Here is a 26,581-nt window from a genome sequence, read left to right as displayed (position 1 = left end):
CCTAGCCTACTAAAATACCGATTTGTTCAATTAATGTCATAATGCCAAGAACACCCATCACGACAACCACAAAGGCACCTGTAATCGTTAACCATATCGGATGCTTGTAGCTGCCGACAACATCTTTTTTGTATACCGCAATTAATAATGTCCCTAGTGCTAATGGTAAAATTAAGCCGTTTAATGCGCCTGCTAATACAAGAACATTTACGGGTTTGCCAATCAATGCGAAAATCAATGTTGAGATAGCAATGAACGCGATAATGATCCAGTTTTCATACTTCGCAATATTTTTATGGAAGGTTTTAATGAAGGAAACAGATGTATAAGCGGCACCTACAACTGACGTTACAGCGGCAGCCCACATAATCACACCGAAAATACGGTACCCAATATCACCTAATGCTAATTGGAATACAGAAGCGGCTGGGTTTGCGGCATCAAGTTTAAGTCCTTGTGATACAACCCCTAATACTGCTAGGAATAAAGCAATACGCATAACTGCTGTCACTATAATCCCTGTAATCGAGCTTTTATTGACCTCTGGAATCGCTTCGACTCCTTTAAGACCCGCATCGAGTAGGCGGTGACCACCTGCGAACGTAATATACCCACCGACTGTACCACCAACAAGTGTAACAATTGCTAAAATGCTAATATCCGTTGGTGCGAACGTACGCACAATCGCTTCGCCAACAGGTGGATGTGTTGAAACAGCCACATAAAACATTAAGAAAATCATGACAGCACCGGCAATTTGTGCAGCGCGGTCCATTACTTTACTTGCTTCTTTAAATAAGAAAATAACGATGGCAAAAATGGCACTTAAAATGGCCCCCGTCACCGTATCCATGCCAAGCATCGCATTTAAGCCAAGCCCTGCACCGGCGACATTCCCTATATTAAATGCTAGACCGCCAAATACGATTAGCACTGCTAAAACAATTCCTAGCCCTGGCAATACTTTATTCGCAATTTCTTGTCCGCGTAGGCCTGAAACGACGATAATGCGCCAAACATTCATCTGCGCGAAAATATCGAGTAAGACAGATACTAAAATAACGAATCCAAAGCTTGCGAGTAACTGCTCTGTAAAAACAGTTGTTTGTGTTAAAAATCCTGGCCCAATTGATGAAGTGGCCATTAAGAATGCGGCACCGAGCAGGACGCTACGGCTCGCTTTTTGTGTGACTTTTTCTCCCATTGTGGTTCCCCCTAAGTCTAACGATACGCCGTAACGTCTATTTGGTTGTTTGTTAATGTTTCATGGATGTATTTTGCAAAAGTCAGTGCATGTGCACCGTCCCCGTGGATACACACCGTATGCGCATCAAGTGCAAAATTCGTTTGCTGCTGTGTTTGAACATGTCCCTCTTTGACCATTATCATCACCTGGCGTACCGCTTCCTCATCCGTTTCAATCATCGCATGAGGCTGTGTACGTGGTGTCAGACTACCATCTTGCTGATATGTACGGTCAGCAAATACTTCATTTGCTGTTTGAAGACCAATGCGCTTACCTGCTGTAATAAGCTCGCTCCCTGCTAAGCCATACAAGACAAGCGATGGATCAACAGCATACACCGCTTCTGCAATGGCCTCAGCAAGCCGTGCATCTTTTGCGGCCATATTATACAGTGCCCCGTGTGGCTTCACATGCTCGACTTGTCCCCCTAAAGCCTTCGTAAATGCCTGCAGTGCCCCAAGCTGATAGATGACAATATTTTTCGCATCTTCTGGTGCAATCGCCATATTACGGCGACCAAAGCCAACTAAATCTGGCAATCCTGGATGGGCGCCAATTTTAACCTCTTTCTCAAGCGCAAGCTCAACCGTTTTTTTCATAACAGTTGGATCACCCGCATGAAAGCCACAGGCAATATTAGCAGATGTCACATAATCGAGAATGGCCGCATCATTGCCAAGTGTATACGCACCAAAACTTTCTCCGAGATCACAATTTAAATCAATTTGATACATCAAATCACCCCTTATTGCTATTTTAAAAACCATAATTCAGTTTTTAAATTCCGTATTTAGGAACTTATATTCCGAATATTATCACAATCAACTATTTAATGTAAAGTTGCGAATTGTATTTTTTTTCTGATAATTTATTGAATTTATCCTAGTTTTCGTTATAATTATTCCTATATTCAGAATTTCAATTCCGAAAAATGGTATTTGGAGGGACAACGTGATGCATAATACGCAAGCAATTGAGTGGATGCCATTTGGGGAGATGGCCATTCGTATGCAGTTTGGCACAAGTGTATCGGACGTTACACAACGACAGATTACGCAGGCCATGGCGCAAATTGACGCGCAAAACATCCCATACATTCAAGAAATGATTCCTGCTTATACAACACTAACGGTGCTCTATGACGCCATTTATTTACTAACACAAGGTATTAAAAATCCTGCTCAGGCAGTCATTGAGACATTAACAGCTTGTGTATCAGTCGATGCGGCCACTTCAGCGGCAACTACAAAAATCATTGATATACCAGTATGCTATGGCGGAGAATACGGGCCTGATTTAGAGGAAGTGGCTAGTTATCATCAGCTCTCGGTCAAAGAAGTGATTAAACGTCATAGTACACCGCATTATTTAATTTATATGCTCGGTTTTGCACCAGGCTTTCCTTATTTAGGTGGACTTGATGAAACCATTGCGACGCCACGGAAAAAGAGCCCTCGTTTAAAAATCGAGGCAGGTTCTGTTGGCATCGCAGGTAGTCAGACAGGAATTTATCCGATCGAAACACCCGGGGGCTGGCAGATTATCGGGCGGACACCACTTGCTTTATTCCAGCCTGAAAAAATGCCGCCAACTTTACTCGAAGCGGGTGCAATGATTCGATTCGTGCCCATTTCAGCGGCAGATTTTGAGGAGATGATGGCATGATTCACATTGAAAAACCAGGCATGCTGACGACCATTCAAGATATCGGGCGTCAGGGCTTTCAACAGTATGGCGTCATTGTCAGTGGTGCCATGGATACGTTAGCACTTCAAACAGCGAATATTTTAGTGGGCAACGCACAGGATGAGGCTGTCCTTGAGGTGACGATGGGTGGACTACGTTTTAAGACGGACGATGACTGTGTCATGGCGATGACAGGCGCAGCCATTCAAGGAACCATTAACGGTAGAGACCCGCTTCAAAGCTACCGACCTGTCGCACTCAAGGCCGGCGATACCGTACAGCTTGGGCCATTACTTAGCGGCTGTCGCAACTATATTGCCTTTCGCGGCGGCATCGATGTACCAGCTATTATGAACTCAAAAAGCACATATTTACGGGCAGGTATTGGAGGTTACAAAGGACGTGCACTTAAAAAAGGTGATGCGCTTACCGTCTACAAACATACAGCACAGCAAGTAAAATGGCAGGCAGAACCACCACATTATGCAAAGAAGAACTGGACCGTGCATGTAACAGCCGGTCCTGAGTGGGCACAGTTTACCGCCGATAGTCAGCAGCAATTCTTAACAACACGATATGACATTACGGCGGCAGCTGACCGCATGGGCTACCGTCTAAAGGGTACCCCCCTGCAGCGTGTTTCAGCAGAGGAACTGTTATCAGATGCGGTGTTATTTGGCACCATTCAAGTATCAAATGATGCACAGCCCACGGTATTATTAGCTGACCGTCAAACGACCGGCGGCTATCCAAGAATCGCACAAGTTATCACGAGTGATTTACATGTATTCGCCCAAATGAAGCCAGGCGACAGCATCCAATTTGAATGCGTGACACTCACAGAGAGCTATGCCTTATTAAATGAACAAACGCAGTATTTACGAAAATTAGCGCAAGCTGTACGTTTACAGCAGCTATAAGCAAAAGCCGAAATCCTAATAGATTTCGGCTTTTTTGTTGGTGATGCCTAAAGCATCAACCTATGTAATTCCAAATGAAAAGCATTCTCATTGTAGCTTAAAAAAATAGACTTTTGCGCTTATAGACACTGACGATAGGCAGTCGGCGCTTTCCCTGTATATTTTTTGAAAATACGGCTGAAATAAAATGGATCGTCATAGCCAACCTTTTCAGCAATAGATGCGATTGTTTCATCTGTAGCACGCATTAATTCTTTGGCATGCTGAATGCGTAGTTCAATCAAATAATTACTTGGATTAATGCCTGTATAACGTTCAAATAAATGCGCAAAACGACGACGTTCAATATTAAAGCGCTCCGCTACTTCCGTCACCGTTAAGCCAGATTGATAATACTGGCGCATAAAGGCTAATGCCTCACTCATCGCATCCTCACGATCTACATGCTTGCTGCGCTGGTGTGCGACAAGCATTTCACTAATAAATTGCATAAAGTACGCCTTTGTTTGTACACGTGAAATATTCCCTGGTGTCGTAAATGCCTTCATCATTTGCTCAACCGCACGTTGACAAGTAGTGTAATCATCGATTGAAATGACAAATGGATCATGCGCAATAACCGTTTCTTCGACATCATAGTAAATTACCGCATAATGACAGCCCTCGCTACCGATCGGCTTCATATCGATATCAGCCGTATTATTAATATGGAGCACCATACCTGGCATTAATTTATAGCGCACATTATCAAAAGTAAAATACCCCTGACCCGAAAGTGGGAACACAAAGCTACAGCATCCTGTTGAACTGTGGTGAACCATCCCATTAATCGTTGCAGGGACGCGGTGTGTAAACATATCATTAAATTCAATTTTTGTATGTGCATAGTAAGACATGACTTCTTCTGTTTTCATTATCATCACTTCTTTCTCAATTGATAATCATTATCAGTTAAATCTTACAAATAAATAAGGCATTTGTAAAGTTCATTTTATGATAAACTTAAAAATAGAGGTGAATTCTATGCAGTTACAGTACGAGAAATCTTGGGATAAAGCGCTCGCAAGCGTTGATAGGACGCGAATCGAACAATTATTTCTTCACGCAAAAAAAAGCGAAAATTTTACAGCTATTCGAGAAGCGGTTAATCACCAGGAAACACTCCTTATTAGTGTGCTTATTCATAATCACAGTGAGAAAACACTCGTTTTCGATCAAACATCCCTTGATTATGAGCTTGATGGACAGCACATTGCGACGGCTCTTTTTACGCTGCCGCAATTAAAAATACCACCACATACGAGTATGCCGTGGACATTTTTATTTCCAAAAGGAAGTTATGTACGATGTGATAGCTATGCAGGTGGTACGTTATCATGGACAAATGTGCACCAAATCAAATGATTTTTTGAGATTGAAAATGATGAAAGGCTAGTATATGATTTGACCTTTGATACACCTCTTCATAAGAGAAGCTATTGAGCGATTCAATATAAGCTGCTTTTAATTCTTCATACTTCGCAACCATTTCAACCGATAAAAAGTGAATGGACTGCATATCAGATTCTAATAAGACAAGACGCCCAGCCTCAATCACGCGCTGGCGTTTTTTTATTGATTCAGAGGATTTGTGGCTGTGCTTCTTCTAACTGAATTAAACGGTCTAAACTATCCAAAAATTCATTCATGTTTGCATCTCCCTCCAGTATGTATTTATACCATTATAATTACACTACTTAGGTAAATATAAACCCATTAAAATTCTATTATATTTTAAAAAATAAAAAAACAAGGACTACCCATGAAGTAATCCCTGTTTCCCCCATTTATAAAAAGGACCCAAGCCACAGTCCCATGACGGTGCCAACATAATTCCCAATAATATAACCAAATGTGCCGACAATTAAAATCGGGCCAACAAGATTTTGCCAGCCCTTCGCAATCGCCAGTGCAGCGGCTGTTGTCGGTCCCCCTGCATTTGCATTAATCGCCAACATAATTTCTTCTAAATCAAAACGTAGTAGTTTACCAAATACGAGTGAAATCGTCACATTAACAATCACAATCGTCACCGCAAAGACGAATAATAATGGTGCTTCCTGTAAAATAAGCGGAATGGACGCTGGAATCCCAATGACAACGAAGAAAATATGAATTAAATACGTGCCAATTTCCTGACTTCCTTGAAGACGCTCAAAAAAGTGTGGGAATAATAGCAATGCTAGGAACGTTAACGTCGTCAGCATCAAGTACATATCACCAAAAAGACCATTCGCTAAATTCCAAAAGAAGCTAACATTATCCCCAGATGGAATCACTTTATCAAAGTATTCCGATAATTTCTTCGCAACTAACACAATCGTAAAGGCAAGCCCGACAGCAAGCGCAATGTCCAATAATGAAATCGATTTCGGCTTCCAGTATGACTTGGCTAAGTTTTCATTCTTCCCCGCGCGACTTTCCACCTCATCAATATGTGGCGTCTTATAGCGTTTACGGAAAAAATTCATCGTCGGAATAATGATCAATACGACAAATAAAACGGCCATCGTCAAATTATCCGCAACAACGGATGCAGAAACAAGCTCACCTGGTGTTTCAAACTTCGCTGCCATTGCCGCAAAGTTGACCCCACCGCCGATATAGCTCGCGCTAAACATCGCCGCCATCTTATCAAGCATTGGAATGTGATCTTTCAGCATAAAGAAGGCAATCGTTGTTCCTGCTACTGTACCAATCGAGCTGATTAAGAAAATCAGTAAGAGCCGGCCACTTTCACGAAAAAGCTTTTTTAAATTAATTTGAAACAGTAATAATGGAATCGCTAGTGGCACAATGACTGACCAAACCGCATCGTATACGCTAGATTCAGTCGGAATAATGCCAGTATTGGACAAAATAATCGCAATAACAAGCGCGATTATGGCCCCTGAAATACGTGAGGCCCATTTAAAACGTTGCTCTAATACAATACTAATTGATGCGACAATAATAATAATGCCCCATAATACGAGCGTATCATCTGCCGCAATCCATGTTTCCTTCATATGTATCCCTCCCCTTTTTTTCTTACCCGCAAAGGTTTCGAAAAAAACAAAACGAGCATCTCCTAGTTAGAAATGCTCGTATCGTCATTAAATTTTTTGTTTCATATGCGCGAGGCCAAACTTCGGTTTAAGCTCGGCAAATAATACCGCGATTAAAATTAAGAAACAGCCGAAAATCATACGGCCTGTTAATAACTCATTTAAAAGCCATACCGAGAATAATGTGCCGAACAACGACTCCATTGATAAAATAATAGCTGACTTTGTAGGATTCGCATATTGCATACCGATATTTTGACACACATAGGCGACACATGTACAAAATACTGCTAAATAAATAATAATATAAAGCCCAGTTGGTTCAACAACCGTTGGCACTTCACCGAGTATAATCATCATCACAATGCCTAACACCGATGCTGTCATAAACTGCACAATTGTGAGCGCAAGTGCATCCTCTTTTTTCACAAAAACATTCGTATAAAAAATGTCGAATGCAAATAGCACCGCACATAAGATTGATAAAATATCACCGACATTCATCGTGAATGAACTTGTTAAAGATAAGAAGCCGATGCCGACAAGAGCTAAGATTGCCGCAATTACCTCATAGCGATCAAAGCGTCGTTTATAAATTAAATAGGCAAGCACTGGTACAATCAGTACATTGATGGCGGTTAAAAATGCATTTTTTGCAGGTGTTGTATAGAGTAACCCATACGTTTGCACCGCAAATGCAGCGAATAAAATGACACCAAGCACAGCACCCTTCCATAGCACAGCTTTATTAATCAACCGTAGTTTTTTATGGAAAATTAAGCATAGTAACACCGTTGCAAGTGTAAAGCGTAGTCCCATTAGCTGAAAGACAGTCCAATATTCTAGGCCGACTGCCATGCCTACAAAGCCGCTCCCCCACATTAATGCGGTAATCACAAGGAGCAGCTCGCCTTTATACTTTCCCATGCGTAAGCCTTCTCTCTATGTATACATTCACCTCATCATACTCGATTTATGCATTTTTGTGAATATATTCCCATAGAAAAGATCCGTTAATTTACGCTTTTTCAGTCAATGTCAGAAATTCTTCCGCATCCTGTGCCGCTAAGTGCACTCCTTTTAACCAAAAAGCCTCCTGTGTAATATCTTCGCCTAAATGCTTCATCACAAGGTCCTCCACATTCATTGACCCTGTATCACGTAGTAAGGCCATGTAGCGCTCTTCAAAATCCGTACCGATTTCCTTTGCTTTCGCGTAAATGCTTAGTGAGAATAAGTAGCCAAATGTGTACGGGAAATTATAAAACGGTACACCTGTAATATAGAAGTGAAGCTTCGATGCCCAGAAATGCGGATGCGTTGTTTCAAGTGCACCACCATATGTTTCCTGCTGTGCTTCACTCATTAATTCATTTAAACGTGCGGCCGGCACAACACCATTTTTACGTTCCTCGTAAAAGCGGGTTTCAAAAGTGAATCTTGCATAGATATTCATAAACATTGCTACAGAGCGCTGGACTTTATCCTCTAATAGCGCAAGTCGCTCATCCGCATTTGTCGCCTCTTGCACCGCTGCATCCGCAATAATCATTTCAGCAAATGTAGAGGCTGTTTCTGCGACATTCATTGCATAGCCTGAATTGAGTGGGTGAACATCACGCAGTGCATACGAGTGGAACGCATGGCCTAGCTCATGGGCAAGCGTTGATACATTGTTCATCGTGCCCGCATAGGTCATGAAAATACGAGATGCATTGTCAAGCTTCGTCGTCGTACAAAAGCCACCAGGTCGTTTATTATCGCGGTCCTCTGCCTCAATCCATGAATTTTCAAATGCCTGACGCGCGAAAGCCTCAAGCTTTGGTCCAAATTTCGCGAAATGCTGTAAAATAAATTCGGCGCCTTCATTAAAGCTTAACGCTGTTGTCGATGCGCTAATCGGTGCATCTAAATCAGCCCAAGTCATGGCCTCTTTCCCTAAAATAGTTGCTTTCCGCTGTAAGTAATTGACGAAAGGCTCACGCGTTTTCGCAATCGCCCCCCACATCGCATCCAATGTTTCACGCTTCATACGATTAATGCGCAGTGGCTCTTCTAAAACATCCTCCCAGCCACGTTTTTTATACGTTGTTAAACGGAAGCCTGCTAAATGATTTAATGTATGCGCAAAAAAGGCTTCTCGCTCAGTAAATGCCGCTTCAATCGCGGCATCGACATCTGCGCGTACAGTCGCACTTTCATGATTGCGTAAATTATTCGCCTGACCAACGGATAATACTTTTTCCTCGCCATCAACCGTTACACGAATTTTCGTATCTGCAATTAATAAATCGTATAAGCTACTCCAAGCCTGGTCACCATCTGCGCGTAAACTCGTAATGATGGATTCCTCTGCTTCTGACAGTAGTAGTTTCGTTTGATTACGTGTCTCCGTTAAAATAAATTCAAAAGGCGCTAGTGCTTCACTCGTAATAATGTCATGAAATGTCGCATCATCTAGTTCTTCAATTAATTTATCAAAGCGATTACGCACATCCGATAATGCGGCATATTGTGTACGCATATTACTTTGAATGACTTGAGCTGCTTCGTCCTTTGTATTTTGTGCTGTTAAGCAAGACAGCATAACGCCAATTTTTTGTAAATTAAGCACGGTCGTTGTTTGCACATCAAGCGCGGTTGCAATTGTAGCAGATGATGGCTGTGCAATTGCTGCCTCTACCGCTTCCTTATATGCTTCAATCAATGTCGGTACTTCCGCAATATGCGCTAAAAAAGCCGCTGAGTCACTCGTACCGCCTTCGTAAAACGCATTTAAATCCCATGTTTCTGAATACGTTGTCATATTCATTCCCCCTATAATTAACTGAATAGTGCATTACTTAATCGAATTATTTCACTTTTCGAAATATTTTTCAAGTGATGGGAAGTGTTCACGGACATAATTTGCGGAAATAGGCGCTAGATGAAGCTCGCGCGCCCAGACAGAAAGCTGCCCGATATGATGAATTTCATGAATAATAATATGATGCAAAATGGCATCAATCGTATGCCGATCACCGTGGTCAACTACGATTTTTTGTGGGTCATACTTCGTCGTTAGAAATGCTACAATTTCTGGACGTAGCTCATTAGACAAGGTGCGAATCCCTGCGAGTGAATGCCTCGGTACCGCCTCATCTGTCTTCTCTAAAATATCGCAAATCCAGCTATATTCTACACCTACGATATGCAGTAATGTCTCGCCAATGCTCCCGACACCACCTACACGTTCCTGCCATAACTGTTCCTCTGAAAGCTTTTCACACCAGTCAAACCACTCTTCTCGCTTTTGCCAATTATATTCAAAAAAATGCTTCATTATGACACCTACTTTCTAGCACTCTATTCCCTTCCATAAAATCATTACACGCAAAAAAACACAGCGCTCCCACACGCTGTGTCTATCAAAATTAGTCCCATGTTATCGCCTAAATGCTATAGCTTTTCAACGATTGTTGATACCCCTTGGCCGCCACCTACACAAAGCGTTGCCAAGCCATATTTTACATCGTCGCGTTTTTTCATCTCATGCAGAAGCGTTACTAAAATACGCGCACCGCTTGCACCAACTGGATGCCCCAGTGCGATTGCACCGCCGTTGACATTTACCTTACTCATGTCAAAAGCAAGCTCCTTCGCTACAGCCAGTGACTGCGCAGCAAATGCCTCGTTTGCTTCAATTAAATCGATATCATCGATTGTTAAATTTGCTTTTTCAAGTGCTTTTTTCGTTGCAGGTACAGGCCCAATCCCCATGATTGCAGGGTCTACACCCGCAACAGCGTTACTTACAATACGTGCATATGGCTTTAAGCCTAGCTCGTTGGCTTTGTCCTCTGACATTAATAGAAGCGCTGCCGCTCCGTCATTAATCCCTGAAGCATTTGCTGCTGTAACGGTCCCATCTTTTTTAAATGCAGGACGCATACTAGCTAATTTCTCTGCTACGACGCCTGCACGCGGAAATTCATCTCGGTCGAAAGTGATTGTTTCTTTACGTGATTTGACTTCAACTGACACAATCTCATCATTGAAGCGCCCCGCCTTTTGAGCTGCTTCTGTTTTTTGCTGACTTTGTGCCGCGAATGCATCTTGCTCTTCACGTGTAATGTTGTATTTCTCTGCTAAATTCTCTGCTGTAATCCCCATATGATAGTGATGGAAAGCATCAGTCAAGCCATCATGTAACATTGTATCAATCAGTTTACCGTCGCCCATACGGTATCCCTGACGCGCCTGTGGCAGAATATATGGCGCTTGTGTCATATTTTCCATACCACCCGCAACGACAATATCAGCTTCCCCAAGCTGAATCGCCTGCGCGGCTAAATGTACTGCTGTTAAACCTGAACCACAAAGTTTATTAATTGTTGTTGATGGTACTTCATATGGCACACCTGCATTGACTGCAGCCTGACGTGCAGGACCCTGACCGAGACCAGCCTGCAAAATATTTCCTAATACTACTTCATCAACCGTCTCCGGTGCAACATTTGCACGCTCTAGCACTTCTTTCACAACAACAGCGCCCAAATCCGTCGCTGCTGTATTTTGTAATGTGCCATTAAAGCTACCAATTGCCGTACGAACGGCTTCAACAATTACAACATTTCTCATACTCTCTCCCCTTCCTATCTTACTAAATTTTACATTCTTCTAAATTATTAGTAAAATTCATATAAAGAATATTTTTTATTACTATTGGTTATAAATATTTGGAGGTGCAAAAATGGACTTACGTGCAATCGAATTATTTTTAGCTGTTGCGGAGCAAGGAAGCTTCACAAAGGCAGCTGAAAAAACGTTTGTCACACAGCCTTATTTAAGTAAGGTTGTGAAGCAAATAGAAGAAGAACTCAATGTCACATTATTTAATCGCACAACACGTAAACTCGAATTAACTGATGCCGGTAAAATCGTTATCGAACAAGGGCGCATGGCTTTAAAACCGCTCCAAGACATGCCTAATTTACTGAATGAGCTTCAAAATTTACAAAAAGGGGAAATTGTATTAGGAATTCCACCCGTTATCGGAACCCTCATCTTCCCGTCGATTGCACAGCGCTTTAGCCACGCTTTTCCAGATGTAACGCTACGCTTGATCGAGCTTGGTGCCAAACATATTTTGACATTAGCGGAAGAAGAAAAAATCGATGTCGGCTTTACGGTAAAGCCTTTCTCAGAAGGAAATTTCCGTGTAAAGCCGTATTTCGTTGATGAATTTATGATTTATTTATCTCATAATCATCCTCTCGCTTACCGCGAACGTATTAAAATCGCGGAGCTAGCTGATGAAAAATTTATCGTCTTCACAACCGATTTTACACTGCGAGATATGGTTATTAAGCTATGTGCAAAAAATGGCTTCAAACCAAATATCGCCTATGAATCCTCACAGTGGGATTTAATGGTCGAATTAATCGCAATTGACATGGGTGTTGCCGTATTACCAAAATCCATTTTTGAAAAGCATAACAACCCGCATGTCAAAATGATTGCTATCGATAGTGATGAGCCCTATCTTTGGGAAATCGCCATGATTACAAAAAAAGAACGTTACTTATCTTATGCGACGCGCGCATTTTTAGATATGTTTTAATCGCTTGGAAGGAAGTGCCTTATGGAACTTAGACAACTAGAATATTTTATGGTCCTCAGTGAAGAGCTACACTTTACCCGTGCAGCGCAGCGCTTACATATTTCACAGCCAACATTAAGTCAGCAAATTAAAGTACTCGAACAAACTGTTGGCGCGCTACTTTTTAACCGCATCGGCAAAAAAATCACCTTATCTAAGGCCGGTGAAATTTTATATAGCCAGTGCCAACAAATTTTTTCGACACTTGAACAAACAAAAATACAGCTACAGGCACTCGACCATTTTGATCATGAACAGCTACGAATTGGTGCTTACCCTGGCGCCATTTACGATTTAATCTCACTCAGTGTACTTCATTATATTGAACAATTTCCGACTGCCCCAGCGAAAGTGCTCGCACATGAGCGCGTAACGACGCTTCTTGAAAATGATGAGGTAGATATCGCCTTTTCGTATCATGAGGACAACCGCATTAATGGTAGCTACGTCGAAATCCCTTTATATGATGAAAGCTTTGTTTTTGTCGCACATCGTAGTCACCCATTCATTCAAAAAGAGGTATTGGCATGGAAAGATATTGTAGATGAGCCATTAACATTATTCCCAGAAACGCATCATAGCCGTATCCTATTAAATCAAACGCTCGCTGAACAGGGACTTGAATATTATCCGATTTTTGAAACAGAGAACACCCATGCGATGCTACATTTTTTAGAGCAGCGCCTTGGTAGCACGGTAATGCTACGTTCGTTGTATTCGCATCTCCGTAATCCATATATCGAAGCACGCCCTATTGATAGTGATATTTTGAAAGAAGTCGTGCTAATTATTCCGAAAAAAGAAAAACCACCTTATGCAGTAAAAGAATATTTACCGATGTTTGAACGGTTTTTAGGTACGAAAGGAATCGTCGCAAAAGATCATATGTCATTACTTTTGCTAAGTAATGATAGCTTCTCGCTATAATAATCATAGAAATTATCAGTTGGACCATTTATTTCCAAAAGTTATACTTATTGTAACAACTTAGAACTAAAACATCTTATAGCTACGTGCACGCAGCTTCTAGACTGCGTCACGATTTTCTGTAAAAAGTTATCCAAATCATGTTTTGAATGCAACACCAACTTATACATTCACTATTCGAGGAGGCAATTACTTAATGAAAGAACGTATCCGATTACCAAAACTTATCGATAAAATCGTTTCAGCAGAAGAAGCAGCATCATGGTTTAAAGATGGCATGGTGGTAGGCATGAGTGGCTTTGGTCGTGCAAGTGACGCCAAGGAAATTCCATTAGCGCTTGTCGAACGTGCAAAAAAAGAACCATTTCAATTAGATGTTTATACAGGAGCATCTCTTGGTCCAGAAGTCGATCATTATATGGTAGAAGCGGGTATTATTCGTAAGCGCGGTCCTTACCAAGCTGAAAAATTAATGCGTAACTCAATCAATGAAGGGATTACCCTTTATACAGATATGCATTTATCACATAATGCAGAGCTTGTACGTAACGGCATCATCGGGCCAATCGATTTCGCCATTATCGAAGCATCGGCTATTACAGAAGATGGTCTTATCATTCCAACAAACTCGGTCGGTAATACACCCATCTATGCACAATATGCGGATAAAATTTTAATCGAGCTCAATACAGCTCAGCCAGATTTAGAAGGTATTCATGATATTTACGTGCCGGAAAAAGCAGGTAAAGGTCGCCGTCAGCCGATTCCAATTGTTGACCCTGCAGACCGTATTGGTGAGTTAGGCATTCGCGTTGATGTCGATAAGATTGCTGGTATTGTGCATTCAGAGCTACGTGATGCGCCTGCATTAATCATTGAGCCAGATGAAGAAACACAAGTGATGGCCAACCATTTAATCGAATTTTTACGTGAAGAAGTGGCATCAGGTCGCGTAGATGAGCTACCGGTTATCCAATCTGGTGTTGGTACAGTAGCCAATGCTGTATTAAACGGGTTTTTAGAATCTGATTTAACGGATTTAGAATTATATTCAGAAGTACTGCAAGATGCAGTTTTTGATTTAATCGATGCTGGTAAAATTAAAATCGCTTCTGGTACATCCATCACATTAAGTGAACGTTACTGCGATAAGGTGTACAACAATATTGAAAAATACGCGGATAAGCTTGTATTGCGTCCACAAGAAATTTCAAATCATCCAGAAGTTATTCGCCGACTCGGTCTTGTGTGCATTAATACAGCACTTGAAGCGGATATTTATGGCAACGTCAACTCAACCCACGTATTTGGCACACAAATTATGAACGGTATCGGCGGCTCAGGTGACTATGCCCGTAACGCGCGTATCGGTATTTTTGTTACGAAATCATCTGCAAAAGCTGGTAGCGTATCATCAATTGTGCCAATGGTATCGCATGTCGATCACACCGAGCATGATGTTGATGTTATCATTACAGAGCAAGGTGTTGCAGATTTACGTGGCATGGCGCCAAAAGAGCGTGTGAAAGCCATTATCGATAACTGCGCGCACCCGAACTTCAAAGACAAACTATGGGATTACTACAACCGTGCTGTAGAAGAAACGAATAATGCACAAACCCCACATATTTTAGAAGAAGCTTTCTCTTGGCATATTGAATACAAAAATGCGAAGAAGAAAGTAAAGGCCTAATCCTATACATTAAAAACCAGGAACCGCATATTGCGTGGCTCCTGGTTTTTATTATAGATTTTCAAATAATTTCACCGAACTTAATGCGCGTTTATAAACGCTTGCCATTGTGCATCATCGTACATTCCATGAAAAATAACTTAGCCCCGACATCCGGACATACTTCACTCACACTAATTTTTAGATTACCCGGTGGTTGCTTCTTTCGATAGCTTAAAGTGCGACAAATGATGTTGTCGTTCAAACCGTTCAAGCATACATCAACTACGATAATCATACGCGAATTTTTTCAAAGTTAAGCCCCAGTTGAATACCGGAAAAAGGTGGCACAACAAGAATTTGACGGCGACTCCTAGAGGACTCCTAGCATGAGTGGAAGACCCCGAAGTGAGCTTGCGAGCGAGAAGGCTTACGCCATGCCTCAGGAAAGCGTCCGTCAAATTCAACTGAAAGAACCTGTCTTTTTCTTTGTCTTACTTTCGTGGGTCAGTTTTTGTACATCTTTTTTTGCGTAATTTCATACATATCCTTACCATTTTACCTATATTTACTATATGATAGAAGTAGCATACAAAGATGCTTATAGATTGGCCAGAGGAGTGATAATTATGCGTTTAAACACTGAAAATTTAATTCGTTTCCAAAAAATCGTAACACCTTATTTACCCGCAAATGCAAATAAGGTATTAATTGATGCGGAAATCATTTATCCTGCTATTTTTCTTAAAGTCACATTCGGTTTAGAAAATGAAAAAGTACTTATTCCAGCTCATGATGAACGCTATTTTGAGCTTCTTGAAAAATTAAAAAAAGAAATTTTACCACACTGTGAGGAAAATGAACGTGATGTGTTTTTAATTGCTACAAAGCACCCTGAGGACGGCCTTTGGGATGTAGAACAAGTCAATGCCATTCCTGAAGATGTCTTCGGAGAATTTGCACAGCTACATCGTTTAGAGGAAAAAGCGGTACGCATTGCCCGTAAATATACGCAAGGCCATGGTGTGCTTTACCGCGAGATTGCAGAACCTAACCCATACTTGCTTGGTCATCACTGCCTTTACAATACAAAGGGTGAGCTTGAATACCGCGATGATGTTGTCTACAACACACCGACCGAATGGAAGGAAAAATCATTCGCACAAATTTTAATACAATTCCATGATAAATGGGTTGAACTATATAATGAAAATTGGTCGACAATTAATATTATTTTCCATGCGCCAAATCATTACACACTACAGTTTGATAATGAAGATTTAACTGCTACTAGTTATGAAGAACGCAGAGATGTATGGAAAGCGCATTATTTAACAGTTGCCCCGTAACGAATAAAAAAGCAGGAAACGCCTATGCGCTTCCTGCCTTTTTTCATTATTTCTGTTGTTTTTTCGGACGAATGTATAAGCCTAATTCTCGTCGTTCGTGCATTAATGCTTTATAAAGCGAATAAATCATAATGAGCATGAGTATCGAGAATGGGAAGGCAACAATAATCGCAGCATTTTGTAGCGCCTGTAAACCACCTGAGAATAATAAACTTGTCGCAATGGCCGCTTGTAAAATCCCCCAAATTAATTTCACTTTAAATGATGGATTTAACGAGCCACCTGTTGTCTGCATACCAAGTACAAAAGTTGCTGAATCGGCAGATGTCACAAAGAATACCGCTACTAAAATAATCGCAATAATTGATAAAATAATACCGAATGGAAGTTGATCGAAGACTCCAAAGAGCACTTGCTCCGTCGGTAAATCAATAATGCCAGGATTTTTTTTCGATGCATCAATCGCAGATGTACCAAATACCGCGAACCACAATAAACTAACAATCGTTGGTAATAAAATAACACCCATTAAAAATTCACGAATTGTACGTCCACGTGAAATACGCGCGATGAAAATCCCAACAAATGGAGACCAAGACATCCACCATGCCCAGTAGAAAATGGTCCAACTATTAATCCAGTCGCGCCCTTCTCCACCTGGAGAGGTACGTAGACTCATTTGTACGAAGTTTTGTAAATAGCCACCAAGGCCGTTCGTAAAGTTATTCATAATTTGTACTGTTGGCCCTAAAATAAGCAGGAGTACGAATAGCACAAAGGCAATATACAGATTTGCATTACTCAGTAATTGAATCCCTTTGTTGAGACCTGTAGAAGCAGAAATCATGAATAGTACCGTTACGATAATAATGATAATAAATTGTACAGTAAAGCTATTTGGAATCGATGTTAAATACGATAGACCGCCGTTAATTTGTTGAGCACCAAAACCAAGTGTTGTTGCTACACCGACAACCGTCGCAAATACGGCAATAACATCAACGGTATGCCCCATCCATCCTTTAGCACGTTCGCCGATTAATGGATAAAGTGTTGAACTTAGTAAGCCCGGCATCCCTTTTCGGAATTGGAAATAAGCAAGGGCAAGGGCTACAATCCCATAAATTGCCCATGCAGAAATTCCCCAGTGAAGGAATGTATAACGAAACGAATCTTTAAGTGCTTGTTGAGATCCTTCCTCCGCAGATGGTGCACTAATCGCGAAATGTGATAATGGCTCTGCGGCACCCCAGAATACAAGACCAATCCCCATACCAGCGCTAAATAGCATCGCAAACCATGATTTATTACTATATTCTGGTCGGTCTGTACGCTTTCCTAAGCGAATACCACCAACCGGACTTAAAATTAAAAATAGACAGAATGCGACGATAATGGCAACGGTTAATAAATAATACCAGCCAAATGACGTCGTCAAAAAGCTTTGAATATTTCCAGTAACTGTTTCAAACATTTCTGGTGCAATTAATCCTACTGTTGCTGCAAATATTGCAACCACTGCAGATACCCAGAAAACAATCCCTAATTTCTTCATTTTTTTCTCCTTTTCGTTTAAAATTTTCTCACTATACTTTTTTACTGTAACATCAAAAAAAGTAATAGTAAATTTTTTCACTATTGGAAAATTATTTTATAAATGGTTAAAAAGTGTTTTATGTAGCATTAAATCGATTCTGTACCTTTATTTTGTTTAAATGGCTTGTATCAAAAAAACGCTAAAACTCCCTCTCTTATTGCCTTCCCTTTCAGTAAACAATTAAACGGTGATTGTCCTCAAATAGTCATAATCGGTCACAATTTCGTCATGTAGAGGTGCTATAATAGAAGAAGTTCGTAAGGAGGATTTTACACATGAAAAAGATTTTATCCGCTATGGCGCTTTCTTCAGTTTTACTATTAAGTGCTTGTGGTGGCAACGATACTGACTATGAAGTAGTAAAAGATACCGTCGTGCGCGGCATGCAACAATATACAATTGAAACAAAAATGGACGATGAAAAACAAATTAAAGCCCTCATCGAGGAATTAGAAGAGAAAGCGATGAGTAATAATACACGCCCTGACTCTATGTGGATTAACGTACAAACAAAACGTGGTAAATTAACAGCAACTGTAAAAGAAGCTTACACACTTACAGGTATGAATCAAACTGGCCTAAAAGAAAAAAATAAACCTGAATTAAAAATGAAATAAAATCTGGAGGGACACGTCGCTTTTTCATTGAAAGGGCGACGTTTTCTTGCGTTTTTTAGTCATCTATGATTCACTTAAAATGCTATATTTTATCAATTTAGAAAGAAAGGTTGGAAATAACGTGAATTTTAAAATCCGTTCTAAAATAACGAGCGGGTATATTGCATTGATTCTTTGTTTAATTATTGGCGTCATTGTAGTCGGCTTTCAAGTCAGTACACTACAAACAGAGCGCAATAAATTAATGACAAACACTGCAAAAGTACAAACGCTTCTTAGCACTTTAGAAAATCACACATTAAATATGAACCGATCTCAGCGTGGTTACATCGTGACAGGTAAGGATTCCTATTTAGACCCTTATCGTGAAGCAAAAGCAAACTGGGAAGATAATTGGAATGAATTAAATGTATTAATGGAGGGACGCCCAGACCAGCAAGAATCTCTAGACTCTGTTAAAACACATATCACACGTTGGATTGAAACAGCGGGTGAGCCTTCTATTAATTTAAAACGAAACAATGATGAAGCTGGTATTAAAAAATTCTACCGCGAAGAAGTAGGGCGTTCTGAAATCCAGTCAACCATGGCAACACTTGGGAAAATTCGTAGTGATGAAATTTCTCACCTAGCATCTGAGGCGAAAAAACTGGATAACGTAAACAATAAAATTGTCTTTACGTTGGGCCTATTCCTATTTATAGCAGCCATCGTTGCAATTTTCTTTTCATCATTTATTTCTAAATCGATTACAAATACAATCACCGGTACAACCGCTGCTATTCGTCACATTGCACAAGAAAAAGGGACATTTACTTCACGTATTCCAATTACAACTAAAGATGAGGTACGTGACCTAGCGGTTGCTACGAATGATTTATTAGATGACTTAGAAAACCGCGAATGGGTGCGAAGCAATGCCACACAAGTCGTGAAAAATTACCAAGGCATTGATGCGATCAAACAATTAACTTCTATTTTCTTATCGCAAGTCGCTCGTATTACGCGTGCTAGTTATGGTTCGCTTTACGTACGCAATGATAAAGAAGGAAAAATATTTGAGCAGCAGACCTCTTTTGCAAATTCTTATACGAAAATTGGCCGTGAAACCATTGCTTTAGGCGAAGGTCTTGCAGGTCAAGCTGCACTTGAGCGTCGTGTCATTCACTTAACGGATACGACAGGCTATCAAATGATTTCAACGAGTCTTGGTGATATGCCGCCAAAAGAAGTAATCATTCTTCCTATTACATTTGAAGAAAAAACGATTGCAATTTTAGAACTTGCCACTGTTAATGCCTTTGAGAAGTTAGATCGTATTTTCCTAAAAGAAGTCGTAAGTTCACTTGGTTTAACGATTAACAGCGTCTTAACTCGTATGGAAGTCGTTCAATTATTAAATGAATCTCGTGCCATGAGTGAGGAACTACAAGCACAGACTGAAGAATTGCAAACACAATCGGAAGAACTGCAAACACAATCAGAGGAACTACAAGCACAGACCGAAGAATTAACAAATATTAATGAACAGCTTGAAGAACGTACGCGTGAAGCAGAAGAAAAGACAGCAGAGCTTGAAATTACAAAATCTGATTTAGAACGAAATGCCGAAGAGCTTATTCAAAGTTCTAAATACAAATCTGAATTCCTTGCGAATATGTCACATGAACTGCGAACACCGCTTAACAGTATTTTAATTTTATCTGAAATGCTAGCAGAGAATGCAAAAGCGGAAAATCAAGAAGAAGATGAAGAATTTGCACGTGTGATTAATTCTTCTGGTAAAGATCTCTTAAACTTAATTAATGATATTTTAGATTTATCAAAAATTGAGGCTGGTAAATTAGAAATGATTTATGAAGAAGTCAATATCAATGAATTGCCGCTTTATTTAAAACAATCCTTTACACATTTTAGTAACGACAAAGATGTTGTCTTTAACGTTGTAAAAGAGGATGATGTCGCAGATGTTATTCATACAGACCATAAACGCTTCCAGCAAATTTTGAAAAACTTATTATCAAATGCCTTTAAATTTACAGAACATGGCTCTGTGAATGTCCATCTCTACAATCCTTCACTTACGAAGGAACAGCAAAGAATTTCTGAACAGTGGTTAGCTATTTCTGTCACAGATACAGGTATCGGTATTCCAAAAGAAAAACATGAGCTTATATTTGAATCTTTCCAACAAGCAGACGGAGCAACTGTTCGTAAATATGGTGGTACAGGTCTTGGTCTATCCATTTGTAAAGAATTTGCGCAACTACTTGGTGGTACTATTACACTCGATAGTACGGAGGGTGAGGGTAGTACATTTACACTTTATATTCCTAGCTTACAAACGGGCTTACCGAATAATGTCGAGATGCCAGCAGAATCAATCTTTGAAGTACCATCAGTAGAAGAAACACCTGATGCGACTCAAACTGACATGCCAGCTATTGTAGAAGAGAATTTCTTTAAAAACAAGCGCGTGTTGATTGTTGATGACGATGAACGCAATATTTTTGCACTCGAAAAAACATTACAACAACATGGCATGATTGTAGATAGTGTACGCAATGGTCGTGAATGTTTAAACTTTATTGAGAAGGACCGTCATGTCGATGTAATTTTAATGGACATTATGATGCCTGAACTAGATGGTTATGATACGATGCAAATTTTACGCGAAGATATGAATATCGAGCTACCGATTATTGCATTAACAGCGAAAGCAATGAAATCAGACCGCGAGAAATGCATTGCTGCAGGTGCAACCGATTATATTAGTAAGCCACTAAACTTAGAGCAACTTTTCTCTGTTTTACGTGTTTGGTTAACTACTGAGGTGATGTAATGGAAACAACGGCAACAGAAGAATTAGAGGTAGCACTTTTATTAGAAGCGATTTATCAATTAACCTCTTATGATTTTAGAGAGTACAATCGCCCCTCTATTACACGTCGAGTGCATAATCGTCTAGCACTCGAGCATTTACCAAACATCTCTCGTTTAACGGAAAAAGTAATCTATGATGAGAAAATACGCAAAGAATTATTAAATGACTTCTCGATTAATGTCACGGAAATGTTTCGTGACCCTAGCTTTTTCAGAGCATTACGCGAAGACATTTTACCGCGTTTTAAAAAATTAGATGACATTCGTATTTGGCATGCCGGCTGCGCTACGGGAGAAGAAGTTTTTTCCGTCGCCATTTTACTTACAGAGCTTGGGTTGATTGATAAAGCTACTCTCTACGCAACCGACATGAATGAGGACGTACTTGAGCGTGCGCAGGCTGCCCGGTTCCCCATTCAAAAAATGCAAAACTATACGAAAAATTATATGCTTGCGGGTGGTAGCCAAGCTTTCTCTGAATATTATTATACGGACAGTCATTTTGCGTATATAAAACCGGAGCTTCTTGAATCAATTAGTTTTGCACAGCATAACTTAGTGACAGATCAATCATTTAATGAATTTCACTTAATTATTTGTCGTAACGTATTGATTTATTTTTCACCACCACTTCAAAATAAAGTATATAAGCTTTTCCACGATAGTCTATCACGTGGTGGCTTCCTTTGCCTCGGTGCAAAAGAATCGCTCCGCTTCTCAGATATTATGCCTAAATTTGAAGAAACGATTACGAATGAAAAAATTTATCAAAAAATCTATGACTAAAAAAGAGGCTGGGACAAAACATGTCATGTTCCTTTTTTAGCGTTCACAACGAAAAACCGGAACCGCGCCACAGCGCGATTCCGGTTTTTCTTATGCTCATAGGAGCGGCTTTTCTGACACATATGTCAAAGCCTCTTTTTAATTTGCCTGGATCACAAGCATACACATATCATCTGGTTGATTCTCTTGCTGTTCACGCGGAATAACATAATCAAGTAATGGTTTATCAAGTGATAATGTTTGTGTAGCAAGCTTATCCATACGTCGCTCCGCTTCAAATTCATCTGGATGCATCGCCTCTAGCACACCATCTGTAAACAGAATAATTTGCGCCGAGCTTTCGTATGAAATCGTTTGTGATTTCACATCAATATCATCGAAAAAGCCAATTGCACAGGAATTGTTGTTCAAATGTACAAGTTCTTCTTCGTTCAGCCACACATAGCCGTGCGGATGCCCTGCATTGACATACTCAATCGTTTTTTCCTTCGTATTAATTAGCATATAAACACCTGTAAAGTAGTATGGAATTTTTTCTTTATCTGTATGCAATAAGGACATATAGCGATTTAATTCGATCATCACTTCAGCCGGCTTTACACGTTTCTTCACACTATCACGCAGCGCAGATGAAATAAACATACAAACGAGGGAAGCCGAAATACCATGCCCCATCATGTCAAATAACATTACGGCATAGCGATCCTCATCTATTTGTTCCCAGTAATACATGTCCCCAGCTAAATTAAATGACGGTTTATACGCCACTTGTACAGCAAGCTTGTCACCAGTAAAAGGTTCACTTAATAAACTGCGCTGCACATGTGCTGCTAAATTTAATTCATTTTCAATCTTTTCATCATGAATCATATGCCAATCCAGCTCTTGTTTTAAACGGAGCGCCACATCCATGCGCGCTAGTAATTCAGTTTTGTTAATTGGTTTTGTAATATAATCATTACCACCAGCGCCAAGTGCTTCTGATAATTTTTTCTTATCATCAAGTGCAGTTGTAAATAAAATTTGGATATTTTTATAACGCTCATCACGACGAATCGTCCGACACGCTTCGATACCATCAATTTCTGGCATCATAATGTCTAGTAAAATTAGATCCACTGAATCTGGCTTATACTTTAGTTCATCAATTTTCAAATAATCATACAGTGCCTGAGCCGATGTCAGAGATACACAATTATCGTACCCAGCACTTTTTAAAATTTTCTCCATGACAAATAGATTTACCTTGTTGTCATCCACTAGTAGAATCGTCATTGTATCCCTCCTAATTTCTTCTATAAGTATTTAAAAACAGCCCATTATTTGGCGTTATACTATATACCTAAGTTTTTCGCACACTACGTTTTATGTATAAATTATTGAGTGTAGCGATGTTTTCTTACAGTATAACATCAAATAATTCATCTCGTATTGTTTTAGATGGTTTTAAGTAAAATTCTGCTCATTTTCAAAATATATTTTATTTTCTGAAAAATATATGCTATAGTATTGTTCAATTACATAACGTGTTACAAACCGGTGCATGTGAGAACATGCTTAAAAGGGAAGTATGGTGTGAATCCATCGCTGTCCCGCAACTGTAATTCGGAGTGCTTAAAAATTCGCCACTGTGTAAATGGGAAGGCTTTAAGCATGTTGATGATAAGTCAGGAGACCTGCCTGTTTTGAGTACACACCAAAGGCTCACGTGGAGATGGGCGGTGTTCTGTGCGATGGTCGGTCAAAAGGATTCGACTTTTTTAATAATGCATAGATTCTTCCGCTATTTCTTAATTGAAATAGCTTTTTTATTTGGAGTTATGTAATACACCAAAGGAGGAATATACATGATTACAACAACAATTGGTTACCCGTATATCGGAGAAAACCGCGAATGGAAACGTCTCGTAGAAAAATTTTGGAAACAAGCGATTAGCGAAGATACATTACAAGCAGAGTGGAAAAAATTACGCATTACCCATTTAAAAAAACAACAAAAACTCGGCCTAACGCAAGTAACATCTGGTGATTTTACGATGTATGACCGTATGCTCGATCTTGCATTTCTTTTTAACTTAATCCCATCTCGTTATCGCTCACTAGAAGATGTACCTTCTCTTACTACATATTATGCGATGGCTCGTGGTACGACTGACACGGTCGCTTGCGAAATGACAAAATGGTTCAATACTAATTATCACTACATCGTTCCCGAATACGAGGGCGCGACACTGAAGTTAAATCATAATCATTATGTAGATTGGTTCTTAGAGGCAAAAGAAGCGGTTGATATTGACGTGAAACCAACACTAATCGGGCCAATGACCTTCTCTAAATTAACGAAAGGCTATCGTGATAAAGAACTTGCCCACTATTTATTGGAGCTACTGCCTCTTTACGCACAGGTTTTACAGCAACTTGTAGATGTTGGAGCAGAGTGGATTCAATTAGAGGAGCCGATTTTGACTACTGCCCTATCAGAGGAAGATTGTCGCTTAGCAGAAGTTATTTATACACAACTTGTCGAGGCTGTGCCACAAGCAAAAGTGATGCTGACAACCTATTTCGAAGCGTTAACAGATTTTGAACGCATCACGAATTTACCAGTGGCTGGTATCGGATTAGATTTAATCCATGGCAAAAAAGAAAATTTAGCTGCGCTTCGTCAGCATGGCTTCCCACCACAAAAAACATTAGCACTTGGCGTGGTTAATGGTCGTGATATTTGGGCAAGTAATTTACAGGAAGTTGCACAAGATGTACAAGCTGTTCAAACACTTGTATCGCCACAAGCTATTTGGCTGCAACCCTCTTGTAGCTTGCAGCACTGCCCGGTGACCGTTGCGAATGAAACAATGCTCTTCGATACGCTAAAAGATGCACTCGCATTCAGTGATGAAAAATTAGGTGAACTTGTCGAAGTAAGTGGCTATATCGAAAGCAGTGAGTGGCCAACACCAACGGCGGTATCTGCTAGCATGAAGCGCATTGAAGCATTAAAAAATCATGCAAGTCGTCAAAATGAAAGTGTGTCTACAGCACTTGCTAAGTTAGAAGAGAAAGATTTCAAGCGTACCGTCCCATTTACAGAACGTCTTGCATTACAACAACAGGCACTTCATTTACCATTATTCCCAACGACAACAATTGGCAGCTTCCCACAATCAAAAGAAGTCCGTTCATGGCGTGCTGCTTGGCGACGTGGCGATTTAGACGACGCGGCATATGAAGCAAAACTAGATGCTGAAACATTGCGCTGGATTGCCTTACAAGAAGAAATTGATTTAGATGTTCTTGTACATGGTGAATTTGAACGTACGGACATGGTTGAATACTTTGGTGAAAAATTAGCTGGCTTTGCGTTCACTAAATTTGCATGGGTCGTCTCGTATGGCTCACGCTGCGTTAAACCGCCAATTATTTACGGTGATGTCGACTGGCTTGCGCCAATGACTGTAAAAGAAACCGTCTTTGCACAGCAACATACCGATAAATGGATGAAAGGTATGTTAACTGGGCCTGTCACGATTTTGAACTGGTCATTCGTTCGAAATGATCTTCCACGTGATGTAGTCGCAGCACAAATTGCCCTAGCACTTCGAAAAGAAATTCATGCATTAGAGGAAGCGGGCATTCGCATTATCCAAGTGGATGAGCCTGCACTACGCGAAGGGTTACCGCTGCGTCAAGACAACTGGCAAGCTTACTTAAACTGGGCTATTGATGCCTTCAAGCTTGCCACGTCAAGCGTCAATACTACGACACAAATTCACACACATATGTGCTATTGTGAGTTTAATGACTTTATTGACCCAATTACCGCACTTGATGCCGATGTCATTTCACTTGAAACATCACGTAGCCACGGCGAATTAATTCATTCACTAAAAGAAAATCCTTATCCGTATGGTATCGGCTTAGGTGTTTATGATATCCATAGCCCGCGTGTCCCATCAGCAGACGAAATGACAACGATTTTAGAAGAAAGTCTTGCGGTCATTCCAGCAAATCATTTCTGGGTCAACCCAGACTGTGGCCTAAAAACACGCCAGGAACCTGAAACCGTTGCCTCACTAAAACATATGGTCGAAGCAGCAAAAGCATTACGCAAAAAAACATTACAAACGAATTAAACGACTAAAAAAGGAGAAAGCGCGAGTTTAGCGCTTTC

Annotated in this window: 22 protein-coding genes and 1 riboswitch; of the genes, 11 read left to right on the top strand and 11 right to left on the bottom strand. The window is 40.3% G+C overall.

Annotated elements, in window-relative coordinates:
• Position 1: 1 nt before the first annotated feature.
• Positions 2-1,204: an NRAMP family divalent metal transporter gene (locus tag QI30_RS02270; protein WP_126989329.1), complete on the bottom strand. Its 1,203-nt coding sequence runs from the start codon at positions 1,202-1,204 to the stop codon at positions 2-4.
• A gap of 17 nt (positions 1,205-1,221) precedes the next feature.
• Positions 1,222-1,980, bottom strand: coding sequence for a LamB/YcsF family protein (locus QI30_RS02265; RefSeq protein ID WP_126989328.1), 759 nt, complete (start codon positions 1,978-1,980; stop codon positions 1,222-1,224).
• Positions 1,981-2,200: 220 nt separating this feature from the next.
• On the opposite strand from QI30_RS02265, the gene pxpB reads away from it, so the two are divergent.
• Positions 2,201-2,911 carry a 5-oxoprolinase subunit PxpB gene (pxpB, locus tag QI30_RS02260; protein ID WP_186439611.1) on the top strand — a complete coding sequence of 237 codons (711 nt, stop codon included), beginning with the start codon at positions 2,201-2,203 and terminating at the stop codon, positions 2,909-2,911.
• Positions 2,908-3,852, top strand: a complete 945-nt coding sequence (locus QI30_RS02255) for a biotin-dependent carboxyltransferase family protein (RefSeq protein ID WP_126989327.1) — start codon at positions 2,908-2,910, stop codon at positions 3,850-3,852. The genes pxpB and QI30_RS02255 overlap by 4 nt, the downstream gene beginning before the upstream one ends.
• 119 nt (positions 3,853-3,971) lie before the next feature.
• On the opposite strand, the gene QI30_RS02250 is transcribed toward QI30_RS02255, so the two are convergent.
• Positions 3,972-4,766 carry a helix-turn-helix domain-containing protein gene (locus QI30_RS02250; protein ID WP_158620936.1) on the bottom strand — a complete coding sequence of 265 codons (795 nt, stop codon included), beginning with the start codon at positions 4,764-4,766 and terminating at the stop codon, positions 3,972-3,974.
• A gap of 109 nt (positions 4,767-4,875) precedes the next feature.
• Between QI30_RS02250 and QI30_RS02245 the strand changes: the two genes are divergently transcribed.
• Entirely contained in the window at positions 4,876-5,256 is a 381-nt protein-coding gene (locus QI30_RS02245) for an SLAP domain-containing protein (protein ID WP_126989325.1), read from the top strand.
• Here QI30_RS02245 and QI30_RS02240 read toward each other — a convergent pair.
• The 6 genes from QI30_RS02240 to QI30_RS02215 all read right to left on the bottom strand — a co-directional run bounded on the left by QI30_RS02240 (position 5,249) and on the right by QI30_RS02215 (position 11,558).
• Positions 5,249-5,449, bottom strand: coding sequence for a hypothetical protein (locus QI30_RS02240; RefSeq protein WP_126989324.1), 201 nt, complete (start codon positions 5,447-5,449; stop codon positions 5,249-5,251). The genes QI30_RS02245 and QI30_RS02240 overlap by 8 nt on opposite strands.
• 229 nt (positions 5,450-5,678) lie before the next feature.
• The gene (locus tag QI30_RS02235; RefSeq protein ID WP_126989323.1) at positions 5,679-6,899 is read right to left on the bottom strand and encodes a DUF819 domain-containing protein; all 1,221 of its coding nucleotides are present in this window, start codon (positions 6,897-6,899) and stop codon (positions 5,679-5,681) included.
• A gap of 87 nt (positions 6,900-6,986) precedes the next feature.
• Positions 6,987-7,865 carry a DMT family transporter gene (locus QI30_RS02230; RefSeq protein WP_126989322.1) on the bottom strand — a complete coding sequence of 293 codons (879 nt, stop codon included), beginning with the start codon at positions 7,863-7,865 and terminating at the stop codon, positions 6,987-6,989.
• Positions 7,866-7,956: 91 nt separating this feature from the next.
• Positions 7,957-9,750, bottom strand: a complete 1,794-nt coding sequence (locus QI30_RS02225; protein WP_126989321.1) for a M3 family oligoendopeptidase — start codon at positions 9,748-9,750, stop codon at positions 7,957-7,959.
• A 45-nt stretch (positions 9,751-9,795) separates the two neighbouring features.
• Entirely contained in the window at positions 9,796-10,260 is a 465-nt protein-coding gene (locus QI30_RS02220) for a DinB family protein (protein WP_126989320.1), read from the bottom strand.
• 116 nt (positions 10,261-10,376) lie between these two features.
• A complete protein-coding gene (locus QI30_RS02215) occupies positions 10,377-11,558 on the bottom strand; it encodes an acetyl-CoA C-acetyltransferase (RefSeq protein WP_126989319.1) in 1,182 nt (393 codons plus the stop codon).
• 112 nt (positions 11,559-11,670) lie between these two features.
• On the opposite strand from QI30_RS02215, the gene QI30_RS02210 reads away from it, so the two are divergent.
• The 4 genes from QI30_RS02210 to QI30_RS02195 all read left to right on the top strand — a co-directional run bounded on the left by QI30_RS02210 (position 11,671) and on the right by QI30_RS02195 (position 16,527).
• Positions 11,671-12,540 carry a LysR family transcriptional regulator gene (locus QI30_RS02210; protein ID WP_126989318.1) on the top strand — a complete coding sequence of 290 codons (870 nt, stop codon included), beginning with the start codon at positions 11,671-11,673 and terminating at the stop codon, positions 12,538-12,540.
• 21 nt (positions 12,541-12,561) lie between these two features.
• Complete coding sequence (locus QI30_RS02205) at positions 12,562-13,506, top strand: LysR family transcriptional regulator (protein WP_126989317.1); 945 nt, start codon at positions 12,562-12,564, stop codon at positions 13,504-13,506.
• Between the two features lie 196 nt (positions 13,507-13,702).
• Positions 13,703-15,199 (top strand): succinate CoA transferase, encoded by a 1,497-nt coding sequence (locus tag QI30_RS02200; protein ID WP_126989316.1) that lies wholly within the window; start codon positions 13,703-13,705, stop codon positions 15,197-15,199.
• 608 nt (positions 15,200-15,807) lie between these two features.
• Entirely contained in the window at positions 15,808-16,527 is a 720-nt protein-coding gene (locus QI30_RS02195; RefSeq protein WP_126989315.1) for a hypothetical protein, read from the top strand.
• A 46-nt stretch (positions 16,528-16,573) separates the two neighbouring features.
• Here QI30_RS02195 and QI30_RS02190 read toward each other — a convergent pair whose 3' ends face one another.
• Positions 16,574-18,082, bottom strand: a complete 1,509-nt coding sequence (locus QI30_RS02190; RefSeq protein ID WP_126989314.1) for a glycine betaine uptake BCCT transporter — start codon at positions 18,080-18,082, stop codon at positions 16,574-16,576.
• 317 nt (positions 18,083-18,399) lie between these two features.
• Between QI30_RS02190 and QI30_RS02185 the strand changes: the two genes are divergently transcribed.
• The 3 genes from QI30_RS02185 to QI30_RS02175 all read left to right on the top strand — a co-directional run bounded on the left by QI30_RS02185 (position 18,400) and on the right by QI30_RS02175 (position 22,410).
• Complete coding sequence (locus tag QI30_RS02185; RefSeq protein ID WP_126989313.1) at positions 18,400-18,741, top strand: hypothetical protein; 342 nt, start codon at positions 18,400-18,402, stop codon at positions 18,739-18,741.
• A 121-nt stretch (positions 18,742-18,862) separates the two neighbouring features.
• Entirely contained in the window at positions 18,863-21,583 is a 2,721-nt protein-coding gene (locus QI30_RS02180) for an ATP-binding protein (protein WP_370323572.1), read from the top strand.
• Positions 21,583-22,410, top strand: coding sequence for a CheR family methyltransferase (locus tag QI30_RS02175; protein WP_126989312.1), 828 nt, complete (start codon positions 21,583-21,585; stop codon positions 22,408-22,410). The genes QI30_RS02180 and QI30_RS02175 overlap by 1 nt, the downstream gene beginning before the upstream one ends.
• Before the next feature lie 138 nt (positions 22,411-22,548).
• Here QI30_RS02175 and QI30_RS02170 read toward each other — a convergent pair whose 3' ends face one another.
• On the bottom strand, positions 22,549-23,685 hold the full coding sequence (locus tag QI30_RS02170; protein ID WP_126989311.1) for a SpoIIE family protein phosphatase: 1,137 nt from the start codon (positions 23,683-23,685) through the stop codon (positions 22,549-22,551).
• A gap of 245 nt (positions 23,686-23,930) precedes the next feature.
• A riboswitch (cobalamin riboswitch) is annotated at positions 23,931-24,108 on the top strand.
• A 149-nt stretch (positions 24,109-24,257) separates the two neighbouring features.
• On the opposite strand from QI30_RS02170, the gene metE reads away from it, so the two are divergent.
• On the top strand, positions 24,258-26,543 hold the full coding sequence (metE, locus tag QI30_RS02165) for a 5-methyltetrahydropteroyltriglutamate--homocysteine S-methyltransferase (RefSeq protein WP_304999922.1): 2,286 nt from the start codon (positions 24,258-24,260) through the stop codon (positions 26,541-26,543).
• The last annotated feature ends 38 nt before the right edge of the window (positions 26,544-26,581 follow it).

It is taken from the genome of Candidatus Kurthia intestinigallinarum (genome assembly GCF_003991225.1).
GTDB classification, from domain to species: domain Bacteria; phylum Bacillota; class Bacilli; order Bacillales_A; family Planococcaceae; genus Kurthia; species Kurthia populi.
The sequence above is the reverse complement of the archived record's forward strand: the minus strand, read 5'-3'. Positions and strand labels throughout refer to the sequence as shown.

Coding starts and splice junctions, on each gene's coding strand:
- QI30_RS02270 (WP_126989329.1), bottom strand. CDS start 1,204: ATGGGAGAAAAAGTCACACAAAAAGCGAGCCGTAGCGTCCTGCTCGGT.
- QI30_RS02265 (WP_126989328.1), bottom strand. CDS start 1,980: ATGTATCAAATTGATTTAAATTGTGATCTCGGAGAAAGTTTTGGTGCG.
- pxpB (WP_186439611.1), top strand. CDS start 2,201: ATGCATAATACGCAAGCAATTGAGTGGATGCCATTTGGGGAGATGGCC.
- QI30_RS02255 (WP_126989327.1), top strand. CDS start 2,908: ATGATTCACATTGAAAAACCAGGCATGCTGACGACCATTCAAGATATC.
- QI30_RS02250 (WP_158620936.1), bottom strand. CDS start 4,766: ATGAAAACAGAAGAAGTCATGTCTTACTATGCACATACAAAAATTGAA.
- QI30_RS02245 (WP_126989325.1), top strand. CDS start 4,876: ATGCAGTTACAGTACGAGAAATCTTGGGATAAAGCGCTCGCAAGCGTT.
- QI30_RS02235 (WP_126989323.1), bottom strand. CDS start 6,899: ATGAAGGAAACATGGATTGCGGCAGATGATACGCTCGTATTATGGGGC.
- QI30_RS02230 (WP_126989322.1), bottom strand. CDS start 7,865: ATGGGAAAGTATAAAGGCGAGCTGCTCCTTGTGATTACCGCATTAATG.
- QI30_RS02225 (WP_126989321.1), bottom strand. CDS start 9,750: ATGAATATGACAACGTATTCAGAAACATGGGATTTAAATGCGTTTTAC.
- QI30_RS02220 (WP_126989320.1), bottom strand. CDS start 10,260: ATGAAGCATTTTTTTGAATATAATTGGCAAAAGCGAGAAGAGTGGTTT.
- QI30_RS02215 (WP_126989319.1), bottom strand. CDS start 11,558: ATGAGAAATGTTGTAATTGTTGAAGCCGTTCGTACGGCAATTGGTAGC.
- QI30_RS02210 (WP_126989318.1), top strand. CDS start 11,671: ATGGACTTACGTGCAATCGAATTATTTTTAGCTGTTGCGGAGCAAGGA.
- QI30_RS02205 (WP_126989317.1), top strand. CDS start 12,562: ATGGAACTTAGACAACTAGAATATTTTATGGTCCTCAGTGAAGAGCTA.
- QI30_RS02200 (WP_126989316.1), top strand. CDS start 13,703: ATGAAAGAACGTATCCGATTACCAAAACTTATCGATAAAATCGTTTCA.
- QI30_RS02195 (WP_126989315.1), top strand. CDS start 15,808: ATGCGTTTAAACACTGAAAATTTAATTCGTTTCCAAAAAATCGTAACA.
- QI30_RS02190 (WP_126989314.1), bottom strand. CDS start 18,082: ATGAAGAAATTAGGGATTGTTTTCTGGGTATCTGCAGTGGTTGCAATA.
- QI30_RS02185 (WP_126989313.1), top strand. CDS start 18,400: ATGAAAAAGATTTTATCCGCTATGGCGCTTTCTTCAGTTTTACTATTA.
- QI30_RS02175 (WP_126989312.1), top strand. CDS start 21,583: ATGGAAACAACGGCAACAGAAGAATTAGAGGTAGCACTTTTATTAGAA.
- QI30_RS02170 (WP_126989311.1), bottom strand. CDS start 23,685: ATGACGATTCTACTAGTGGATGACAACAAGGTAAATCTATTTGTCATG.
- metE (WP_304999922.1), top strand. CDS start 24,258: ATGATTACAACAACAATTGGTTACCCGTATATCGGAGAAAACCGCGAA.